The 20,236-nt window shown below is 73.6% G+C and carries 16 protein-coding genes; 6 read left to right on the top strand and 10 right to left on the bottom strand.

The window, feature by feature from the left end; translation table 11 throughout:
* Positions 1–6: 6 nt before the first annotated feature.
* Together ACFY61_RS20405 and ACFY61_RS20410 are read left to right on the top strand one after the other, a co-directional pair.
* Positions 7–3,693, top strand: coding sequence for a PAS domain-containing protein (locus tag ACFY61_RS20405; RefSeq protein WP_389473791.1), 3,687 nt, complete (start codon positions 7–9; stop codon positions 3,691–3,693).
* Between the two features lie 13 nt (positions 3,694–3,706).
* Entirely contained in the window at positions 3,707–4,291 is a 585-nt protein-coding gene (locus ACFY61_RS20410) for an antibiotic biosynthesis monooxygenase (protein ID WP_389473792.1), read from the top strand.
* 41 nt (positions 4,292–4,332) lie between these two features.
* Here the strand turns inward: ACFY61_RS20410 and ACFY61_RS20415 are convergent, their stop codons facing one another.
* From ACFY61_RS20415 to ACFY61_RS20460, 10 genes are all read right to left on the bottom strand, one after another.
* Positions 4,333–5,982 carry a long-chain fatty acid--CoA ligase gene (locus ACFY61_RS20415; protein ID WP_389473793.1) on the bottom strand — a complete coding sequence of 550 codons (1,650 nt, stop codon included), beginning with the start codon at positions 5,980–5,982 and terminating at the stop codon, positions 4,333–4,335.
* Positions 5,983–6,173: 191 nt separating this feature from the next.
* Entirely contained in the window at positions 6,174–6,719 is a 546-nt protein-coding gene (locus tag ACFY61_RS20420; RefSeq protein WP_389473795.1) for a SigE family RNA polymerase sigma factor, read from the bottom strand.
* A gap of 151 nt (positions 6,720–6,870) precedes the next feature.
* On the bottom strand, positions 6,871–8,034 hold the full coding sequence (locus ACFY61_RS20425) for a lipid-transfer protein (protein ID WP_389473797.1): 1,164 nt from the start codon (positions 8,032–8,034) through the stop codon (positions 6,871–6,873).
* Complete coding sequence (locus ACFY61_RS20430; protein WP_389473799.1) at positions 8,031–8,414, bottom strand: MaoC family dehydratase; 384 nt, start codon at positions 8,412–8,414, stop codon at positions 8,031–8,033. Before ACFY61_RS20430 ends, ACFY61_RS20425 begins: the two co-directional genes overlap by 4 nt.
* Positions 8,411–9,445, bottom strand: coding sequence for an acyl-CoA dehydrogenase family protein (locus tag ACFY61_RS20435; protein ID WP_389473800.1), 1,035 nt, complete (start codon positions 9,443–9,445; stop codon positions 8,411–8,413). The genes ACFY61_RS20430 and ACFY61_RS20435 overlap by 4 nt, the downstream gene beginning before the upstream one ends.
* Positions 9,445–10,380, bottom strand: a complete 936-nt coding sequence (locus tag ACFY61_RS20440; protein ID WP_389473802.1) for a bifunctional MaoC family dehydratase N-terminal/OB-fold nucleic acid binding domain-containing protein — start codon at positions 10,378–10,380, stop codon at positions 9,445–9,447. Before ACFY61_RS20440 ends, ACFY61_RS20435 begins: the two co-directional genes overlap by 1 nt.
* Positions 10,377–11,534 (bottom strand): acyl-CoA dehydrogenase family protein, encoded by a 1,158-nt coding sequence (locus ACFY61_RS20445; RefSeq protein WP_389473804.1) that lies wholly within the window; start codon positions 11,532–11,534, stop codon positions 10,377–10,379. Before ACFY61_RS20445 ends, ACFY61_RS20440 begins: the two co-directional genes overlap by 4 nt.
* A gap of 158 nt (positions 11,535–11,692) precedes the next feature.
* A complete protein-coding gene (locus ACFY61_RS20450; protein WP_389473805.1) occupies positions 11,693–12,004 on the bottom strand; it encodes a hypothetical protein in 312 nt (103 codons plus the stop codon).
* A 456-nt stretch (positions 12,005–12,460) separates the two neighbouring features.
* Positions 12,461–13,099, bottom strand: coding sequence for a DinB family protein (locus ACFY61_RS20455; protein ID WP_389473807.1), 639 nt, complete (start codon positions 13,097–13,099; stop codon positions 12,461–12,463).
* A gap of 55 nt (positions 13,100–13,154) precedes the next feature.
* Positions 13,155–14,507, bottom strand: coding sequence for an MDR family MFS transporter (locus tag ACFY61_RS20460; protein WP_389473809.1), 1,353 nt, complete (start codon positions 14,505–14,507; stop codon positions 13,155–13,157).
* A gap of 218 nt (positions 14,508–14,725) precedes the next feature.
* On the opposite strand from ACFY61_RS20460, the gene ACFY61_RS20465 reads away from it, so the two are divergent.
* From ACFY61_RS20465 to ACFY61_RS20480, 4 genes are all read left to right on the top strand, one after another.
* Complete coding sequence (locus ACFY61_RS20465; protein ID WP_389473811.1) at positions 14,726–15,994, top strand: ATP-grasp domain-containing protein; 1,269 nt, start codon at positions 14,726–14,728, stop codon at positions 15,992–15,994.
* On the top strand, positions 15,991–17,292 hold the full coding sequence (locus ACFY61_RS20470) for an acetyl-CoA carboxylase biotin carboxylase subunit family protein (RefSeq protein ID WP_389473813.1): 1,302 nt from the start codon (positions 15,991–15,993) through the stop codon (positions 17,290–17,292). Before ACFY61_RS20465 ends, ACFY61_RS20470 begins: the two co-directional genes overlap by 4 nt.
* Before the next feature lie 74 nt (positions 17,293–17,366).
* On the top strand, positions 17,367–18,878 hold the full coding sequence (locus ACFY61_RS20475) for an ABC transporter substrate-binding protein (RefSeq protein ID WP_389473814.1): 1,512 nt from the start codon (positions 17,367–17,369) through the stop codon (positions 18,876–18,878).
* Positions 18,875–20,227, top strand: coding sequence for a lysine N(6)-hydroxylase/L-ornithine N(5)-oxygenase family protein (locus ACFY61_RS20480; RefSeq protein ID WP_389473816.1), 1,353 nt, complete (start codon positions 18,875–18,877; stop codon positions 20,225–20,227). Before ACFY61_RS20475 ends, ACFY61_RS20480 begins: the two co-directional genes overlap by 4 nt.
* Positions 20,228–20,236 lie beyond the last annotated feature (9 nt).

The raw sequence follows: 20,236 nt of genomic DNA on the forward strand, positions 1-20,236 counted from the left end.
CTCGTCGTGAGCAGCAGGCCATCCCGAGGCGCTGCTCGCCTCGCAGCAATACTCGACGCCCTGCCTGACGCGCTGCTGCTCGTCAACGCCAACGGCACGGTGGTCAACGCCAATTCGATCGCGCTGGACGTCATGGAGAGCCCGGGCACCGGGCTCGTGGGACGCGGTCTGCTGGACCTGCTGCCCGAGTTCGACTCCAAGCTGATCCCCGGCTCCATGCGACGGCCCGGCGACGACGAGGTCCTGCGCCGCAAGCCGACCCGGATGACGGCCCGCCGGACCGACGGCAGCGAGTTCCCCTGCGAGGTGACCAGCGCCAGCCTCGACGGCCGGGACGCCTACCGGGAGCCGCACCAGGGCTACACCGGCGACGAGCTGCTGATGCTCGTCCTGCGCGACCTCTCCGGCGCCGTGGACACCGAGGCGGAGCTCGCCCGCTCCCAGCGGCAGACCGAGATGATCCTGCGGGCCGCCGCCGAAGGCGTGGTCGGCACCGACACCGACGGACGCGTCGTCCTGGTGAACCCGGCCGCGGCCCAGATCCTCGGGTACCGGGCCACCGACCTCGGCAACCGCGAGCTGCACGGACTGATCCAGCACTCCCGGGCGGACGGCTCCCCGTTCCCCTTCGAGGAGTCCCCGCTCGCCGACACGCTGCGGAGCGGGCGCAAGCACCGGGTGCGCGGACAGGTGCTGTGGACCAAGGCGGGCCAGCCCGTCGCCGTGGACCTGACGACCTCCCCGGTGCGCGACGGCGACCAGCTGGTCGGGGCCGTCATGACCTTCACCGACCGGCGGCCGTACGACGCGCTGGCCGCGCGCCACGCCCAGCTGCTGGCGGTCCTGGACGACGCGCTGCGCGGCCCGCTGGACGAGCTGCGGCGGGAGCTGTCGACGCTGGCCGCCGACGACGCGGGCCAGCTGTGGCCCGAGGCCAACGCGCTGCTGCACCATCTTGCGGCCGGCTACTCGCGGATGACCACCCTCGTCGACAACGTCCTCGGCTTCCAGCGGCTGGACGCCGGCACCGAGAAGCTCGCCAAGAAGAAGGTGCTGATCAACGAGGTGGTGGCGGCCGGTGTGGACGGCGCCGTCGAGCTGATCGGCCCGGGCCGCGCCCAGTTCGCGGTGCACGCGCCCACCATCGAGGCCGAGGTGGATCCCGACCGGATCGCGACCGCTCTGGCCCACCTCGTCGCCGACGTGGCCGGGGTCGACGCCACCGGCAAGACCCCGCAGGGCAGCGGGTACACGGACTCCACGATCGTGGTGGCGGCCGCGCAGCGCGGCGACGTCGTCCGGATCGAGGTGCGCGGGCCGTACGACGGCGGGAACCCGGTGCACGGGCCGATCGTGCGGGGTGTGGTGGCCGCGCACGGCGGGGTGCTGCAGACGGTCGACGTGCCCGGCGCGCCCGGCGGGGCGTACGTGCTGGAGCTGCCGCTGGGCGCCGGGGCGGGCACGGTGACGCTGCCCGAACCGGAGCCGGAGCCGGAGCCCGCGCCCGCGCCGGCGGCGGAGGCCGGGACCGGACCGCAGGCGGGGCCGGGGCCCCGGCCGGGCTCCGGTCGCCGGGCCCGGCGCGGGGTCGACGCGTTCCTCGACGATGACGAGCCGCGCCCGGAGCCCGCGGAGTCGGGCGGTGCCGCGCTGGCGCTGCCCTCGGGGCGGCGCCGGGCGGCGGCCCCGCCGCAGGGTCCGGAGCTGGCGCAGTCCCCGGTGAACCCGGCGGGTCTCGGCACCGGCCGCCGACGCGGCCGGGACGGGGACGGCGGAGCCGCGGACCGTGCGGGTGCCGGTGCGGGTGCCGCCGACGATCGTGCGCTGCCCGCGCTGGCGCCGGTCCCCCCGCAGCAGCCGGCCGCTCCGGCGGGCCGCCGCCGGGCGCTGGCCCCCACCGCACCTCCCCCCGTGCCGCCCGCCGGCCGGCCCGGCCCGGACCCGGCGCCCGTCGCGCCGCCCGGCGGCTTCGCGCTGCCGGCCGGCCCGCAGCCGGTGCCCACGGGGCCGGTGCCGGTCCACCCCGGCGGCGTCCCGGCCGGGTCCGCGGCCGGGCCGGTGCCGCCGGGTGGTTTCGCCCTGCCTCCCGGTGCTCCGGCCGGCCCCGGTGGAGCGGGTGTTGCCCGGCCCTCCGGCCCTGCGGACGCCTCCGGTCCTTCCCGTCCCGGCGCGGCCGCCGCTCCCGGGGCCTCGCCCGTGCCGCCGGTGGTCCCGCCGGGCGGGGCCGGTGTGCCGCCCGTACCGCCCGTGCCGCCCGTGCCGCCCGTGCCGCCCGTGCCGCCCGTGCCGCCGGTGGCCCCGGCTCCGGTCGCGCCGCCCGGCGGTTTCGCCATGCCCCCGGCAGGCCCGGAGCGGCCCGGCGGGGTCGGGGTGAGCACCGTCGCCGAGCCCGGGGCGCGGGGCGCCGGGGGTGAGGGCCCGGGGGCGACCGGTCCCGTGCCCCCGTCCGGGACGGTGGTCCCGCCCGGTGGGGCGCCGGGCGGAAGGCGCGGCCGTCGCGCCCTCGCCGCCCCGGAGGGCGAGGAGGCGCACGCCGGAGTCGCCGACGACACCGGCCGCGGCGACCACACCCCGGCCCAGCCGCACCCGACAGGACGGCGGCGCGGGCTGCCCGGGCCGGACGCGGCCGCGTGGCCCGTACCCGCAGCGCGTACCGCGCCCGAGGAGGACGCCGGCCCGGCGGTCGCCGTGCCCTCGGCCCGGCAGCCGCAGGACAACCCCGCGCAGCCCATCAGCGTGCGGACGCTGGGCCAGGGCATCACCATCGACCCGGCCGCGCCGGGTGCGGCGGCCCCCGCCTCGGGTTCCGGGCGGCGCCGCAAGCTCGCCGACCCGGCCCCGCAGGGCCGTGCCTTCGCCATAGGGGCCCCCGAGGCCGGGGCGGCCGAGGGCCCCGAGCCGCTGGACGGTCCCGGTGGCGCCGTGGAGGTCGTCAACCGTCCCGTGCCGCAGCCGGTCGACGACGAACTGCCGCCGGAGCCGCTGGACAACCCGCGCCGGCTGCTGGTCTGGCCGGCCCCGGACGTCGCCACCACACAGGCGCTCAGCGACCGTGGCTACCGGCCCGTGATCGTGCACTCCCGCGAGGAGGTGGACGCGCAGATCGCCGCGTTCCCCGCCGCGCTGTTCGTCGACCCGCTGACCGGGCCGATCACCCGGACCGCCCTGCAGTCGCTGCGGCAGGCCGCCGTGGCCGCCGAGGTGCCCGTACTGGTGACCGCCGGACTGGGCCAGGCCAGCCGGGAGGCGGCGTACGGCGCGGACCCGGCCGTGCTGCTCAAGGCGCTCGCTCCGCGGGACAGCGAGCAGCACCCGTCCCGGGTGCTGCTGATCGAGGAGCGGGACGAGATCGCCGGGGCGCTCACCAAGGCCCTGGAGCGGCGCGGCATGCAGGTGGCCCGTGCGGGCGCCGACACCGACGCGGTGGAGCCGGCGGCCAGGATGCGCCCGAACCTGGTGGTGATGGACCTGATGCAGGTGCGGCGCCGCCGGGCCGGCATCGTGGACTGGCTGAGGGCGCACGGGCAGTTGAACCGGACCCCGCTGGTCGTCTACACGGCGGCCGGCATCGAGCCGGCCGACCTGCCGCGGCTGGCCTCCGGGGAGAGCGTGCTGTTCCTCGCCGAACGCTCCACCACGCCGGAGGTCCAGGGCCGCATCGTGGACCTCCTGGCCAAGATCGGCACGAACTAGCCACTCTGTTCCGATGGCCATCACCAACAGGGACGACAGGTCCGAGCAGTCCGTGCCCGCCGACAACGGCGAGGTCAACCTGCTGATAGCCCGGCAGGTGGAGCCGGGCTACGAGGAGACGTTCGAGGACTGGGCCCGCGGGATCCTGGAGACCGCGGCCCGCTTCCCGGACCATCTGGGGTACGGGCTGTTCCGCCCGGCCACGGAGGGCGGGCCCTGGTTCCTGGTGCACCGGTTCCGCAACCACGAGGCGTTCGCGGCCTGGCAGGCGTCGGCCGAGCGGGCCGAGTGGTTCGCCAACTGCGAGGGGCACCACCACACGGAGATCGCCCGCCGGGAACTGCACGGCATGGAGACCTGGTTCGCCAAGCCGGGGACGACCCGGCCCGCGCCGCCGCGCTGGAAGATGGCGGTCGCCTCGGGGCTGGCCATCTTCCCGATCTCGCTGGTGGGCAACGCGCTGCTCGGGCCGGTCCTGGTGGACCTGCACCTGGTGCTGAGGACCGCCGTGTTCGCGGGCGTCTTCAGCACCCTGATGACCTACGTGGCGATGCCGCTGGTGAGCCGGCTGCTGCGCGGCTGGCTCACCAGCGACTGATCACCGCCACCGGGCGGGCGCCCGGCGTGCTGCCTGACTGCCTAGTCGACGCGGGTGACCTGGAGCTCGCCTTCCGCGTACTGCTTGCGGATCACCTTCTTGTCGAACTTGCCGACGCTGGTCTTCGGGACGGAGGGGATGACCGTCCAGCGCTCGGGGAGCTGCCACTTGGCGATCGACTGGCCGAGGAAGGCCTTGAGGTCGTGGTAGTCCGCGGTCGAGCCCTCCTTGAGGACCACCGTCGCCAGCGGGCGCTCGCCCCACTTCTCGTCCGGGACGGCGACGACCGCGGCCTCGGCGACCTCCGGGTGGGCCATGAGCGCGTTCTCCAGTTCCACGCTGGAGATCCACTCGCCGCCGGACTTGATGACGTCCTTGGCCCGGTCGGTGAGGGTCAGGAAGCCGTCCGGGCTGATGACGCCGACGTCCCCGGTCTTGAGCCAGCCGTCCTCGCTGAACTTGTCCTCGGGGCGGAAGGGTTCGCCGGTGGCGCCGCCGTAGTAGGCGCCGGCGATCCAGGTGCCGCGGACCTCCAGCTCGCCCGCGGAGGTGCCGTCCCAGGGCAGCGCGCCGCCGCCCGGGCCGATCAGTCGGGCCTCGACGCCCGCGGGGAACCGGCCCTGGGTGACGCGGTACGGCCACTCCTCCTCGGCGGTGAGGCCGGCCGGCGGGTGGGCCATCGTGCCGAGCGGGGAGGTCTCGGTCATTCCCCAGGCGTGGCAGAGCCGGACGCCGAGCGCGTCGTACGCCTCCATCAGGGCGGGCGGGCAGGCGGAGCCGCCGATGGTGACCTGCTTCATGGAGGAGAGGTCGCGCGGGTTGGCGGTGACCTCGGCGAGCAGCCCCTGCCAGATGGTGGGGACGGCGGCGGCGTGCGAGGGCTTCTCCCGCTCGATCATCTCGGCCAGCGGGGCGGGCTGGAGGAAGCGGTCGGGCATCAGCATGTTGATGCCGGTCATGAAGGTGGCGTGCGGCAGGCCCCAGGCGTTCACGTGGAACTGGGGGACCACGACCAGGGTGGTGTCGCGGTCCGTCAGGCCCATCGACTCGGTCATGTTGACCTGCATGGAGTGCAGGTAGATCGAGCGGTGCGAGTAGACGACGCCCTTGGGGTCGCCGGTGGTGCCGGACGTGTAGCACATGGCGGCGGCCTGCCGCTCGTCCAGCAGGGGCCAGTCGTAGACGGCCGGGCGGTCGGCGATCAGTTCCTCGTAGTCGTGGACCCGGACCGGCAGGGCGTCCAGACCCGAACGGTCGCCGGGGCCGGAGACGACCACGTGCTCGACGGTCGGCAGGTGCGGCAGCAGCGGCACCAGCAGGGGCAGGAGGCTGCCGTTGACCAGGACCACCCGGTCGGCCGCGTGGTTGACGATCCAGACCAGCTGCTCCGGGGGGAGCCGCAGGTTCAGCGTGTGCAGGACGGCGCCCATGGAGGGGATCGCGAAGTACGCCTCGACGTGTTCGGCGTTGTTCCACATCAGGGTGGCGACGCGGTCGTCCTGCTGGACGCCGAGCTCGTCGCGCAGGGCGTGGGCGAGCCGGTGCGTACGGGCGCCGACCTCGGCGAAGCTGCGGCGCTGCGGCTCGGCCTCCCCTGTCCAGGTGGTGACCTGGGAGGTCCCGTGGATCGTCATGCCGTGCTGCAGTATGCGGCTGACGAGCAGTGGTACGTCCTGCATGGTGCTCAGCAAAGCGTCCTCCCGGGGGCGCTGCGGCTCTGCGGCGGGTCGGCCTGGTCGATGCCGATTCTGCGGGCATACCGGTCGGCATGTCACTACCCGGGAGTACAAACGGTGGACCCCGACCCTGTTCGGCGGCTACAGGTGAGCTGGGTGGGTCCCGTGGGGAGGCCCCTGAGGGTGAGGGGGCGTCACCCGCTGTTTCACGTGAAACACAGGGTGAGCTCGGGGTCCTCGCGGAGCCGGCCCAGGGCCCGGGAGACGGCGCTCTTGACCGTACCGACGGAGACGCCGAGCAGTTCGGCGGTCTGGGCCTCGCTGAGGTCCTCGTAATAGCGGAGCACGACCATGGCCCGCTGCCGGTCGGGCAGCCGGGTCACCGCCCGCCACATGGCGTCGCGGAGGGCCTGCGCCTCCGCCGGGTCGGCGGCGGGCGGGGCATCGGCCTCGGGGAGTTCGGCGCAGGCGAACTCGTCGACCTTGCGCTTGCGCCACTGCGAGGTGCGGGTGTTGACCAGGGCCCGGCGCACGTAGCCGTCGAGGGCGCGGTGGTCCTCGATGCGGTCCCAGGCCAGGTAGGTCTTGGTGAGGGCCGTCTGGAGGAGGTCCTCGGCGTCGCACGGGTTGGCGGTGAGGGAGCGTGCGGTGCGCATCAGGGCGGTGCCGCGGGCCTTCACGAACGACGAGAACGACGGGTAGGCCGAGTACGTCGAGGGGAGCGAGGCGTCCGTGCACACGAGCGAGGTCATGCACTCCACGCTAGGAGCCGGGGGGCTCCGGGGGATCGCCCCCAGGTGCCGCAGCGGGGTCCCCCTCAGGTTGTAGGGGTGGGGCCTTCCCCACCTCCTTCAGGTGGAGGAGGCGGGGCGCGCGGGTCGACGGAAGTCGACTGCGGGGCGGCTAACCGCCGGTCAGGACCAGGCCGGAGGTCGGAACCCCGGTACCGGCCGTGACCAGGGCCCGCGAGGCCCCGGTCACCTGGTTGACGGAGCTGCCGCGGAGCTGGCGGACGGCTTCGGCGATGCCGTTCATGCCGTGGAGGTAGGCCTCGCCCAGCTGACCGCCGTGGGTGTTGAGCGGCAGTGCGCCGGCGGCGACGAAATCGGCGGCCTCCCCGGGCCGGCAGAAGCCGAACTCCTCCAGTTGCATCAGCACGAAGGGGGTGAAGTGGTCGTAGAGGATCGCCACGTCGATGTCGGCGGGGGTGAGGCCGGAGCTGCGCCACAGCTGCCGGGCGACGACGCCCATCTCGGCGAGTCCGGTCAGGTCGTCGCGGTAGAAGGAGGTCATGCCCTCCTGGCGCCGGCCGGCTCCCTGTGCCGCGGCCGCGATCACGGCGGGCGGGTGCCGGAGGTCGCGGGCCCGTTCGGCTGAGGTGACGACCAGGGCCTGGCCGCCGTCGGTCTCCTGGCAGCAGTCCAGGAGACGGAGCGGTTCGACGATCCAGCGCGAGGCGGCATGGTCGGCGAGGGTGATGGGCTTGCCGTGGAACCAGGCGGCCGGGTTGGTCGCGGCGTACCGGCGGCCGGTGACCGCGACGTGGCCGAACGCCTCCGGGGTCAGGCCGTACGCGTGCAGGTAGCGCTGGGCGGTCATGGCCACCCACGACGCGGGGGTGAGCAGTCCCCAGGGCAGGGACCAGCCCAGGGCGGCGCCCTCTGCGGAGGGTTCCCGCTGCTGGACCCCGGAGCCGAAGCGGCGGCCGGAACGCTCGTTGAAGGCCCGGTAGCAGACGACGACCTCGGCGATCCCGGTGGCGACGGCGAGGGCGGCCTGCTGGACGGTGGCGCAGGCCGCGCCGCCGCCGTAGTGGATGCGGGAGAAGAAGGACAGCTCCCCGATGCCGGCGGCCTGCGCGACGGTGATCTCCGGGCTGGTGTCCATGGTGAAGGTGACCATGCCGTCGACGTCCCCGGGCCCGAGGCCGGCGTCGTCGAGGGCGGCGTGGACGGCCTCGACGGCCAGCTTGAGTTCGCTGCGGCCGGAGTCCTTGGAGAACTCGGTGGCGCCGATGCCCACGACGGCGGCCCGGCCGCCGAGGGAGTCGCGGTTGCGGACGCTCATGCCGGAACCTCCGCGGTGACCGTGCCGGTGACGTGGTGGCCCAGGCCGTTGGCGCCGACCACGCGGATCTCGACGGTGCCGCCGTCCACGGCCGTGACGGTGCCGGTGAGGGTCATGGTGTCGCCGGGATGGTTGGGCGCGCCGAGGCGGATGGCGACCCGGCGGAGCACGGTGCGCGGGCCCAGCCGGTCGGTGACGTACCGGCCGACCAGGCCGTTGGTGGTCAGGATGTTCATGAAGATGTCCGGGGAGCCCTTCTCGCGGGCGAGTTCGGCGTCGTGGTGCACGTCCTGGTAGTCGCGGGAGGCCACGGCCCCGGCGACGATCAGGGTGCGGGTCACCGGGATCTCCAGCGGCGGCAGGGTGTCGCCGACGTTCATCGCTGCTCCTTGGTGAGTACGGCGCCCAGCTCGGCCAGCAGGGCGGGCCCGCTGCCCAGGTAGGCGTCCAGTTGGCGGCCCCACAGGAAGTGCCGGTGCACGGGGTGGTCGAGGTCGGCGCCCGTGCCGCCGTGCAGGTGCTGGCCGGCGTGCACCACGCGGGTGCCGGCTTCGGAGGCCCACCAGGCGGCGGTCAGGGCGTGTTCCCGGGCGGGCAGTCGCTGGTCGGCTCGCCAGGCGGCCTCGTAGGCGGTGACGCGGATGGCCTCGGTGTCCATGTAGGCGTCGGCGGCGCGGAGCTGGACGCCCTGGTTCGTGGAGAGCGGGCGGCCGAACTGCTCGCGGGTGGAGGTGTGGGAGACGGCGCGGGCCAGGGAGCCGGCACAGACCCCGACCTGGAGTCCGGCGAAGGCGGTCCGGGCGGTGTCGAGGACCTGTTCGTAGGCGTCGGGGCCGTTCCCGAGGGGTTCCGCGGCGGCCCCGTCGAGGGTGAGGCGGCCCGCGGACCAGGGTGCGGTGGTCTCCACCGGCTCCGTGGTGACGCCCGGGTCGTCGGTCCTGAGCAGCCACAGCCTCCGGCCGGCGTCCGGCACCAGGACGTGGGTGGCGTCGCGCAGCCAGGGGACAGAGGGCAGCGCGCCGCTGAGCCGGCCGGCGGCGTCGGCGTGGATGCGGCCGCGGTCCGGGAAGGCTCCGGTGGCCACGGCGGCTCCGTCGGCGAGGGCGGGCAGCAGGCGGTCCCGCTGTTCCCGGGTGCCGTGCGCGGTGACGGCGAGCAGGCCGTACACGCAGGTGGCGGCGAGGGGGACCTGCGCGGTGGTGCGGCCCTGTTCCTCCAGCAGCAGGACCAGGCCGAGCAGGCCGACGTCGGTCACGGCTGCGACCAGCTGGGCGGTGGTCAGGGCCTTCCACAGTTCGGCGTCGGTGCCGGTGCCGGCGGCGGTGAGCCGTTCGTGGGTGGAGAGGTCGCGGAAGATCCGGGCGGCGAGGTCCGCCGCGGCGGCCTGCTCCTCGGTCGGGCGGAAGTCCATCAGGCCTCGCTCGCGCGGAAGACGGGGAGTTCGAGTTCGTCGTCGAAGCGCAGGAACTCCAGCTGGACGGGCATGCCGATGCGCACCTTGTCGTAGGGGACGCCGGTGATGTTGCTGATCATCCGGACCCCCTCGGCGAGTTCCACGAGCGCGACCGCGTACGGGGGGTCGAAGGCCGGGAACGGGGGGTGGTGCATGACCACGTACGAGTAGACGGTGCCGCTGCCGCAGGCCTCGACGGTGTCCCAGTCGGGGCTCGCGCAGGTGTTGCAGCCGGGCAGCCAGGGGAAGCGGAGCATGCCGCAGCCGGTGCAGCGCTGGATCAGGAGCCGGTGCTCGGCGACGCCGTCCCAGAATCCCCGGTTGTCGCGGTTGACCACGGGGCGGGGGCGGCGGGCCGCGGGCGCGGCGGGCCCGGTCGGGGTGGCGGGGCGGCGGGCCGGGGCGTACTTGAGGATCCGGAAGCGGTGGGTGCCGGCGAGCTCGCCGCCCGTCCGGACGTCCATCCGGGTGGTGACGAAGTGGCCGGTGCCGAGGCGGGTGGTCTTGCGGGGGGAGACCGACTCGATGACGGCGTCGAAGGTGACCGTGTCCCCGGGGCGCAGGGGCCGGGCGTACTCCTGCTCGCAGTCGGTGGCCACCACGGAGCGGAAGCCGGCGTCGTCGAGCAGGCCGAGGAGTTCGTCGTAGGCGGTGGACCGGCCGGTGCCGTCGGTGTGGCCGGAGAGGCCGCCCATGGTCCAGGACTGGAGCATGGTGGGCGGGGCGATGGCGTCGGGGCCGGTGTAGGCGGGGTTGGTGTCGCCCATGGCCTCGCACCAGTGGCGGATCATGGGTGCGTTGACCGGGTCCTTGCCGGTGCCGCCGGTGGCCGCGGGGCGCCCCTCGAAGGTGCGGAGCCGTTCGTACAGGGCGTCCGGCCGGTCCTCGGTCACCGCTTCCGTCCCTTCATGCCGAGCCGCATCGTGGCGACGATCTCCCGCTGGACCTCGCTGACGCCGCCGCCGAAGGTGTTGATCTGGGCGGCCCGGTTCATCCGTTCCAGGGCGCCGCCGCCGAAGCCGGAGGGGCCGCGGACCAGGGCTTCCTCGCCGGCCACCTCCTGGCAGATCCGGTAGACGTCGACTGTGGTCTCGGTGCCCAGGAACTTGACCCCGCTGGCATCGCCGGGGGCGAGGGTGCCGGCTCCGACGTCCTGGACGAGGCGCCAGTTCAGCAGCCGTACGGCAGCCAGCCTGGCGTGCGCCTCGGCGAGGCGGGAGCGCACCCAGGGCTGGTCGGCGGGGCGGTCGCCGGTGTCCGGGTCGGGGGTGCGGGCGTGGGCGAGGGCGGCGGCGTAGAAGTCCTCGGCCTGCATGCCGATGGCGGCGAGCGCGACCCGTTCGTGGTTGAGCTGGTTGGTGATGAGACCCCAGCCGCCGTTCTCGGGGCCGACGAGGTTGCCGGCGGGCACCCGGAGGGAGTCGTAGTACGTGGCGGTGGTGGTGAGGCCGCCGACGGTCTCGATGGGGGTCCAGGAGAAGCCGGGCGCAGTGGTGGGGACCAGGATGATCGATATGCCGCGGTGCTTGGGTGCCCCGGGGTCGGTGCGGCAGGCCAGCCAGATCCAGTCGGCGTTCTGGGCGTTCGAGGTGAAGACCTTCTGTCCGTCGACCACCCAGTCGGGGCCCTCCCGGACCGCCCGGGTGCGCAGGGCGGCGAGGTCGGTGCCAGCCTCGGGCTCGGAGTAGCCGATGGCGAAGACGGTCTCCCCGCGCAGGATGCGGGGCAGGAAGTAGTCCTTCTGCTCGTCGGTGCCGTACTTCATCAGGGTCGGGCCGACGGTGTTGAGGGTGACCATCGAGACGGGGGCTCCGGCCCGGTAGGCCTCGTCGAAGAAGACGAACTGCTCCTCCGCGCCGCGGCCCTGGCCGCCGTACTCGACGGGCCAGCCCAGTCCCAGCATGCCGTCGGTACCGATGCGGCGGAGCAGCTCGCGCTGGCGGGGACCGTCCGCGGGATCGGGCGGACCCTGCGGCATCAGGTCGTGGAAGTAGGCCCGCAGTTCGGCGCGCAGCCGTGACTGGCCTTCGGTCGGGGCGAGGTGCACGGCGCTGACCTCCCGGGCGTAGGCGAATGAATCTGACTGTCCGTCAGATCCGCCCGGGATGTCAAGGGCGGGCACCCGCCGGGAACGCGCAGGGGCGCCTGCACTACCGGACCCCAGCCGGTCCGGTCGTACAGGCGCCCCGAGCACGAGGAGGAGGTCTACCACCAGGGGTGGAAGTTCACCGCCACATTGGAGTTCGACTGGCCGATCGCCGTGAAGGCGGAGCCGTCGACCTGGGCGGTGTTGTTCTGGTTGGACGCGCCGGAGCCGGTGGCCACCTGCTGCGTGGTCGCGGAGTTGCCGTTGTTGTTCCCTCCGACACCGCTGCCGATGATGCCGGCGACGCTCGCATTCGATCCGTCGTTCCCGAGCGCCCCGTTGTCGGCCTGGGCGACCCCGCCGAAGAGTGCGGCGGCGAGGGGGAGCGCGGCGACGGCGGCGATGACGCGGGCGGTACGGATGCTTGCCATGTCTGAATCCTCCGGATACCGAACGGGATTGGTTTCCAAGGCAGTTGGCCGACCGCCTCGGTCGCTGTGGTGACGAGGTCGCGAGACCAGAGTTGCCCACCGAATCCCCGGCGAACCACCCCGGAGAGCGCGATTCCCCCGCAAGCATGAGCAACATCGGATAAACCTCATTCGCGCCCCCGGAGCCGCAGGTCAGCGCCTCCGCGGCGGCCGAAACCCGCCTCCCGCAAGGGGTGAAGCGTTCCGGCAGACCGGCCCGGCGAGGACGTGACCGCGACGGCCGGCCCGGCGGCGCGCGGGCGGACGCACCGGTTGGGCACAACCCCCGGCAACCCCCGGCAACCCCTGGCAATCCCCGGCAATCCCCGGCAACCCGGACCACACGCCCCCGCGCACCACCGGGCGTGCGCCGGTGGTGCGCGGGCGGGAGTCCCCCACCGGGGCCGGGCCGGGCCGTCAGTGCAGGCCGAACGAGGCGTACGTGGCGTCCAGTTCCGCGACGTCCAGGCCGGCGGCCCGGCGGACCAGGCGGATCGCCCGGTAGATCTGGTTGACGTGGGCGATGTCGTGGCCGACCACCTTGCGGATCATGACCTCCATCGTCTCGCCGCCCTGCTCGCCGTGCCGGCCGGTGCGCTGCCAGTCCTCCGGGGAGAGCGCCGTGAGCAGCGCGACGTTGGAGGCGCGCAGGCCGGTCCAGGCGTCGAGCATCTGCCGGAAGGGGAGCCGGGGCAGCGGCGCCCACAGGGTCTCGTCGTAGCCCGGGTAGACCGGGTCGTCCTCGGTGGCCACCAGGCGCCAGCGGAAGCCGTAGACGATGTCCACGTCGAAGAGGTGGCCCACGACGAAGGCGGCCGGCCACTCGCCGGGCTCGGGGACGGTCTCGGCGAGCTCGGTGGACAGGTCGGCGAAGAGCCGCGCGGCCCAGACCGGGGTCTTGGCCAGGACGTCGAACACGTCGCGGCCCGCGGCCACGTCCAGCAGCGCGGTGACGTACGCGGCCGGGTCCTCGGTCGCCGAGGGGATGTCGATGCGGGGGACCTCGGTGTCGGCCAGGGCCTGGGCCGCGGCCGCGGTCGCGGTCTGCGTGGTCATGACGGGGTGCCTCTCGTTCGTTCGGTCGTGCTGTCGGGTGACAGTGGTCGGGTGGTCAGGAAGCGGTGGCGGCGGCCGGTACGGCCTGCTGCCCGGCAGCGGCCCTGGGGCCGGCGGCGGCCCCGGCGGGCTGCTCCTCGGCGGTGCCGGTGGTGTCGGTGCCGTCGGTGTTGTCGGCGGTGTCGGTGGTGTCGGTGGTGTCGGTGGTGTTGCGCTGCCCCGGGTCGGCGCCCAGGACCAGCAGGGCGCCGAGGCCCGCGACGGCGGCGCAGACCACCCAGTGCAGCGGCGCGGAGATGCCGTAGAGCAGGCCGCCGACGGCCGGGCCCAGGGCCCCGCCCAGGGTGTGGGCGATGCCTTCGGCACCCTGGTAGCGGCCGCGCAGGTGCGCCGGGGAGAACTCGGCCGGGTAGGCGTTGGCGATCGGGGTGTAAACGGTCTCGGCGACGGTCCACACCACCACCGTCAGGGCCAGGAACCAGATGGCGCTGCCGGCGCCGGTCAGGGCCATGCCGAGACCGAGCAGGGCCAGACCGGCCGCGATGACCCGGCGCGGGTTGCGGCGTTCGGTGTGCTTGGTCAGCGGCAGCTCGATGAGCACGCAGAGCAGCGCGTTCAGGCCCAGCAGCAGGCCGTAGACGTGGTTGTCGAAGCCGGCGTCCTTGACGTGCAGCGGCAGGGTGACGGTGGACTGGCCGTACACGAAGGTCGCGGCGGTCATGGAGAGCAGGAACAGGACGTACGGGCGGTCGGTGAGCACCACCCGGTAGCCGCCCTTGGGCTTGCCCCCGGCGGCCGCGTCGGCCGGCACCGGCTCGGCGCGCGGCGGGCGCCCGGCCGGGAGGGTGAACAGGGCCAGCGCACCGAAGGCGAAGGAGAACAGCGCGTCGCCGATGAACACGTACGTGTAGGACATCCCGCTGAGCAGACCGCCGACGAGCGGACCCACGGCCATGCCCACGTTGATGGCCAGACGCAGCACGGCGAACGCGGTGACCCGGTTCTGCTCGGGCACCACGTCGACCAGGAGCGCGCCCGCGGCCGGGCGGTAGAGCTGGGCGAACACGCCGACCAGGCCCACCAGGGCGGTGGTGGTGAACAGGCCGTCCGTCAGCGGCACCAGGGCGGTGAACACGCTGCTGCCGAACATCGACACCGCGATGGTGGCCCGCCGCCCGAACCGGTCGGCCACCGTGCCGCCCAGGGCGTTGCCCACGAAGGTGCCGGCCCCGACCACGCCGAGCGCCACACCGGCCTCGAAAGCCGAGAATCCCTGGGCCACCAGGAAGAGCACCAGGAAAACGTTGAGGAAATTGCCGAATTTGATGAGGAACATTCCGGCGAAGATGACCCAGGCACTTCTGGGCAGTTCGCGCAATCTCTGGCGCATGGGTTCTCCGCTGGCCATGGGGGAGCTCCTTCTGGGGGCATGGGGGGTTACGGCTGCGAGATGACGCCGTCCATGGAACCCGCAGGTCAGGCGCACCGAAAGAGGGGACGGCTGGCATGAATGAGCCGGGCACTTTCCTGCCATGAAGACGGCCCGGGCGCGCTATTCGTGCCGGGCACGGTTGTGCCACCCGTAAAGGGTTCCGCGACCGGAATTCAACCGGCAGGGTTCTGGCCATGACCGAACACAAGCTTCTCGTCGTCGGCGGTCGGATACAGACGCTGCGCAAAGCGGCGGCCCTCGGAATCCGCTTCGTGCTCATCCAGCACAAGGACCAGTTCGTGCCGGAGGCGGCCGAACTCGCCGAGGCCGTCCTCATCGCCGACTACACCGACTGGGACGTCACCCGCCCCCTGGTCGAGGCGGCGCACCGGGCGTACGGGTTCACCCGGGTCGTCTCGATCACCGAGCCCGGCCTGGTGCCGGCCGGCCGGATCAGCGACCACCTGGGACTCGGTAACACCACGGAGGAGGTGGCCGAGCTGCTCCGCGACAAGCACGCGATGCGCCGGCACCTGAACGCCTCCGACTCCGCCGAGGTCCGCGCCCTCTCCGTGGCCTGCGCCGAGGTCGGCGACGCGGAGGCGCTGCTCGCCTTCGGCGCCGAGCACGGCTACCCGTTCGTCCTCAAGCCGGTCGACGCCACCGCCAGCCTCGGCGTCGTACGGATCGACGGCCCGGAGCAGGCCGCCGCGGCCTGGGAGGGCGTGGAGGCCCTGCGGTCCCGTACCGACCTCCAGTGGGGCTCCTTCTTCACCATCGGCCGCTACCTGGCCGAGCAGTACATCGAAGGCCCCGAGTACAGCGTCGAGAGCTTCTCCTTCGCGGGGCGCCACATCGTCCTGTCGATCACCGAGAAGCTCACCGGTGACGGCTTCGTCGAGCTCGGGCACGCCCTGCCGGCCCGCCTGGACCCGGCCGACGAGCGCCGCGTCGAGCAGGCCGTCTCCCTCTTCCTGGACGCTATGGGCCTGGCCGACGGTGCCGCCCACACCGAGCTGCGCCTTTCCCCGGCCGGTCCGCAGATCATCGAGAGCCACAACCGGATGGGCGGGGACCGGATCTTCGACCTGCTCGACGCCGCCTACGGCATCGACCTCGAAGAGTGGATCGTCGCCTGGCAGTTCCGGCTGATCCCCGCGCTCACCGAACGGCCGGCCGCCCGCTGCGCCGCCGCCACCCGCTTCCTGTCGGCCGCCGCCGGCGAGGTCGTGGAGATCGCCGGCGCGGACGAGGCGCGCGCCCTGGACGGCGTGATCGACGTGGAGACCACCGTCAAGCCGGGCGACACCGTCGGCGAGCTGCGCGGCAACTGGGACCGGGTCGGCCAGGTGCTGGCCACCGGCCCCGACACCGAGGCCGCAGTCGCCACCGCCGAGCGGCTGACCGAGAAGGTCGCCGTCGTCACCCGTACGCCCGCCCAGACCCCGAAGGACCGGTCGTGAAGATCCTCCTGATCATGCGGAACACCTACGCGTGGCACCGCGAGCACATCGAGACGCTGGAGCGGATGGGGCTGGAGATCCACCTCGCCACCGGGGTCACCAAGGCCGCCGACGACGGCCGCTTCGCCTCCGTCGTCCCCCTCCCCGCCGACCTCGCCGGGACCGCCCTCGCCGAGTACTGCGCGGACGCCGCCCGCCGGCTGGGGATCACCTCGGCGATCACCTTCTACGACAGCGACATCGCCGTCACCTCCAAGGTCAACCTGCTGCTGGGGCACCGCTGGCCGCGCCCCGAGGCCGACGCGATCTCCCGCGACAAGAAGCTCCAGCGGGACTTCCTGCACCGCCACGGGCTGCCCGGTCCCCGCTTCGCCAGCGTGACCGGCGTCGAGGCCGGCCTGGCCGCCGCCGAGTCGTTCACGTACCCCTTCATCGTCAAGCCGAGCGCGCTGGCCGCCAGCATCGGCGTGAGCCTGGTGCGCGACCGGGACGAGCTGGAGCGGGCCCTCGCCGACGTGGCCCGGCTGGCCGAGGAATGGGGCGGCTACTTCCCCAGCGACGGCCCGGAGATCGCCCTGCTGGAGGAGTTCCTGCCGGGCAAGGAGGTCACCCTCGACGGGGTCGTCATCGACGGCACCTTCCACCTGGTCGGCGTCACCAACAAGATGCAGATGCCCGGTCCGTACTTCGAGGAGGACTACTACACCCTGCCGTTCCGCACCCCCGGCGAGGAGCCGGAGCTGGTCGCGGTGGCCGAGGGCATCACCGCCGCCCTCGGGGTGGAGAACTGCCTGTTCAACGCCGAGTTCCGGCAGGACTCGTCAGGCCGCTACCGCGTCGTGGAGTTCGCCACCCGGATGAGCGGCGGCCAGAACTACCGCAACCTGCGCGAGGTCCACGGCATCGACCCGGTCCGGCTGTACGCCAAGGCCGTGCTCGCCGGGGACGACCCGGCCGCCCGCGCCGCGGTGCTGGACGGCGAGGTGCCCCGGTCGGCCACGCCCCGGGCCGCGACCTGCATCAAGTTCGCGTACCGCACCGGCACGCTGGTCCGCAACAACCCCGGCGACGCCTACCACTCGCCGTACTTCCGCTCGTACATCCCGGCCTCGGCGCCCGGTGACCGGCTGCGGCGCGCCCCCGAGGGCTGGTACGAGATCGCCGGCTCGCTGGCCGTGGCCGCGCCGTACCGCTCGGTCGCGGACATCGACCGGGTGGAGCGGCTCGCCGACGAGCTGGACGAGCAGCTGGACGTGGTCGTCGTACCGCCCGCCCCGGCCGTGCCCTCGGCCGCCTGAGGGCCCGCCCGCCCCGCCCGCCCCCACCCACGCACCGAACCCGACGTTCCGACCGACCGCGGAAAGAGCCACACGTGCACGCCAACGACCCCGTGTTCCGGATGGGAATCACGGAGCCCACCGCCATCGACCCCTACAAGGCCCAGGAAGGTGAGGGAATCCTGGTCTGCAAGGCCCTGTTCACCGGCCTCCTCGCCCTCGGCGAGGACGGCACCCTGAGCCCGGCCACCGCCGTCTCCTGGGAGAGCGACCCGGCGGCCACCACCTGGACCTTCCACCTGCGCACCGACACGGTGTTCAGCAACGGCGAACCGGTCACGGCGCACTCCTTCGTCCGGGGCTGGACCCGGGCCCTGGACCCCCGCGCCAACACCGAGACCGCCTACCACCTGGCGGGCGTGTCCTCCTTCACCGCGGTCGACGACGCCACCCTCGTCGTCGAACTCAGCTCGCCGGACGTCGAGTTCGACCTGAAGACGCTCCAGCCGATCTTCAGCCCGGTGCCCTCCTGCGCGGGCCCCGCCCTCAACCCCGAGTACAACGACCGCCCCATCGGCAACGGCCCGTTCCTGATGGCCGAACCCTGGCGGCACGGCGAGTCGATCAGGCTCCTCCGCAACGGCCTGTGGTTCGGGACCGCCCCGGAGATCCGCGAGGTCCACATCGACATCCTGGACCCGGTCACCGCCCTGGACGACGAGTACGACCGCTTCCTGGCCGGCACCTACGACTACGCCCGCGTCCCGCCCGCCCGCACCGCCGAGGCGGCCGCCCACCGCGGCTTCCTGGAGCAGGAGGGCGCCGGCCTGTTCTACCTGATCCCCTTCTGCCACCAGGCGCCGATGGACTCCCTCGACGCCCGGCGCGCCCTCTCCGCCGCCATCGACCGGCAGGGCCTGATCGACACCTACTTCAAGGGCACCCGCACCGCGGCCCACTCCCTGCTCTCCCCCTGGTTCGGCAGGGCCCACACCCCGCTCGCCGAGCTCGACCCGGCCGGCTGGCACGCGTACGCCCCCGAGCGGGCCCGCGAGGCCGCCCTGCAGGCCGGCCTGCCGCCCGGCACCGAGGTCTCCTTCGCGTACAACACCGGCGCCGGCCACGACGACTGGGTGCACGCCCTGGCCCGCGGCCTGGAGGAGGTCCTGGGCTGGCGGGTGGAGCTGATCCGCCTGGACGCCCGCGGACTGGTCGACCACCGCACCTCCATCGCGGCGCACGGGTTCTGCCGGGCCGGCTGGGCCTGCGACTACCCCACCCCCGACAACATGCTCTTCCCGCTGCTGCACTCCTCCTGCACCGCACCCGACGAGCACGGCACCGCCCACGGCGACAACGAGGGCCGCTACGTCAACCCCGCCTTCGACGAGCTGGTGGCCCTGGCCCGCGCCTCCACCGACCCGGAGGTGCGCGCCGACGCCTGGCGGCGCGCCGACCTCACCGCCATGGCCGACCTGGCCCTGATCCCGCTCTGGTACCGCACCGACCAGCGCCTGTACGCCGCCGGACGGTTCTCCGGCCTGCGCATCGACTTCGACGGAAACCCGACCCTCACCACTGTCACGGCAAGGAGCACCGCACGATGAGCCCGACCACCCCCGCCCCGGCCCCGGTGTACGACGTCCTCGGCATCGGTTTCGGACCGGCGAACCTGGCCCTGGCCATCGCCCTGGAGGAGCGCGACTCCCCGCTCACCGCGCGCTTCCTGGAGGCCCGCCCGCAGCCCGAGTGGCAGCCGGGCATGCTCCTGGACGGCTCCGACATCCAGAACCACCCCAGCCGCGACCTGGTCACCCTGCGCAACCCGCGCAGCCGCTACAGCTTCCTGAACTACCTGCACGAGCAGGGCCGGCTGCTGCGCCACCTCAACGTCCCCTCCGAGTTCCCCCTCCGCAAGGAGTACGCCGGCTACATCCGCTGGGCCGCCGGCTTCTTCTCCCACCTCGTCGACTGCAACCAGCGCGCCGCCCGCGTCGAGGTCGTGGAGCAGTCCGGGGAGCGCGTGTACGAGGTCACCACCATGTCCGGCAGCCGGTACCTGGGCCGCACCCTGGTGATGGGCCCCGGCCGCACCCCGTACGTCCCCGCCCCCTACGACGAGGTGCGCACCCCGCGGGTCTTCCACCTCACCCAGTACCTGCCGCGGCTGGCCGAGCTCACCGGCCCGGGACGCGAGCCGGAGTCCGTGGCCGTCATCGGCGGCAGCCAGAGCGCCGTCGAGCTCGCCCTCGACCTCAGCCGCCGCTTCCCCCGCACCAAGGTCACCACGTACACCCGCTCGCACTCGCTCAAGCTGAAGGACACCAGCCCCTTCAGCGAGGAGGGCTACTTCCCGGAGTTCACCGACTACTACTTCCGGGCCAGCCGCGAGGGCAAGCGCGCCCTGGACGGCTACATGCACGGCACCAACTACTCCTCCGCCGACGGCGACGTGCTGCGCGAGCTCTACCTCACCATGTACGAGCAGGAACTCGACGGTGACCAGCGGGTGTTCCTCCGCGGCAACCACGAGGCCACCGGCCTGCGCACGGCCGGCGACCGCGTCGAGATCGACTTCCTGGAGCGGGTCACCGGCGAACGCACCACCGAGGCCGTGGACTTCGCCGTCCTGGCCACCGGCTTCCGCAACATGGGCCCCGGCCCGCACGAGGAGCTGTGCCCGCCGCTGATGGCCCCGCTCGCCGACCGCTTCGCCACCGAGTCCGACGGCCGCCTCGCGGTCGGCGCCGACTACGCGCTCAAGCCGGTGGCCGACGGCACCCCGCCGCTGTTCCTCAACGGTCTGTGCGAGTCCAGCCACGGCATCGGCGACGCCGGTTCCTTCAGCCTGCTCTCGCTCCGCGCCGCCACCCTCACCGACGCGCTCACCGAGCGCCTGAGCACCACGCTGGCCGCCGACCGCACCGACCGCAGCGCCGCGCTCGCGGCCGCCTGACGCGAAAGA

It is taken from the genome of Streptomyces sp. NPDC012888, from assembly GCF_042900645.1.
GTDB lineage: Bacteria > Actinomycetota > Actinomycetes > Streptomycetales > Streptomycetaceae > Streptomyces.

Bases quoted from the DNA above. Each gene is read 5' to 3' on its own strand.
- ACFY61_RS20435 (WP_389473800.1), bottom strand. From the start codon at position 9,445: ATGGACTTCCGCCCGACCGAGGAGCAGGCCGCCGCGGCGGACCTCGCC.
- ACFY61_RS20450 (WP_389473805.1), bottom strand. From the start codon at position 12,004: ATGGCAAGCATCCGTACCGCCCGCGTCATCGCCGCCGTCGCCGCGCTC.
- ACFY61_RS20430 (WP_389473799.1), bottom strand. From the start codon at position 8,414: ATGAACGTCGGCGACACCCTGCCGCCGCTGGAGATCCCGGTGACCCGC.
- ACFY61_RS20420 (WP_389473795.1), bottom strand. From the start codon at position 6,719: ATGACCTCGCTCGTGTGCACGGACGCCTCGCTCCCCTCGACGTACTCG.
- ACFY61_RS20480 (WP_389473816.1), top strand. From the start codon at position 18,875: ATGAGCCCGACCACCCCCGCCCCGGCCCCGGTGTACGACGTCCTCGGC.
- ACFY61_RS20465 (WP_389473811.1), top strand. From the start codon at position 14,726: ATGACCGAACACAAGCTTCTCGTCGTCGGCGGTCGGATACAGACGCTG.
- ACFY61_RS20410 (WP_389473792.1), top strand. From the start codon at position 3,707: ATGGCCATCACCAACAGGGACGACAGGTCCGAGCAGTCCGTGCCCGCC.
- ACFY61_RS20455 (WP_389473807.1), bottom strand. From the start codon at position 13,099: ATGACCACGCAGACCGCGACCGCGGCCGCGGCCCAGGCCCTGGCCGAC.
- ACFY61_RS20425 (WP_389473797.1), bottom strand. From the start codon at position 8,034: ATGAGCGTCCGCAACCGCGACTCCCTCGGCGGCCGGGCCGCCGTCGTG.
- ACFY61_RS20460 (WP_389473809.1), bottom strand. From the start codon at position 14,507: ATGGCCAGCGGAGAACCCATGCGCCAGAGATTGCGCGAACTGCCCAGA.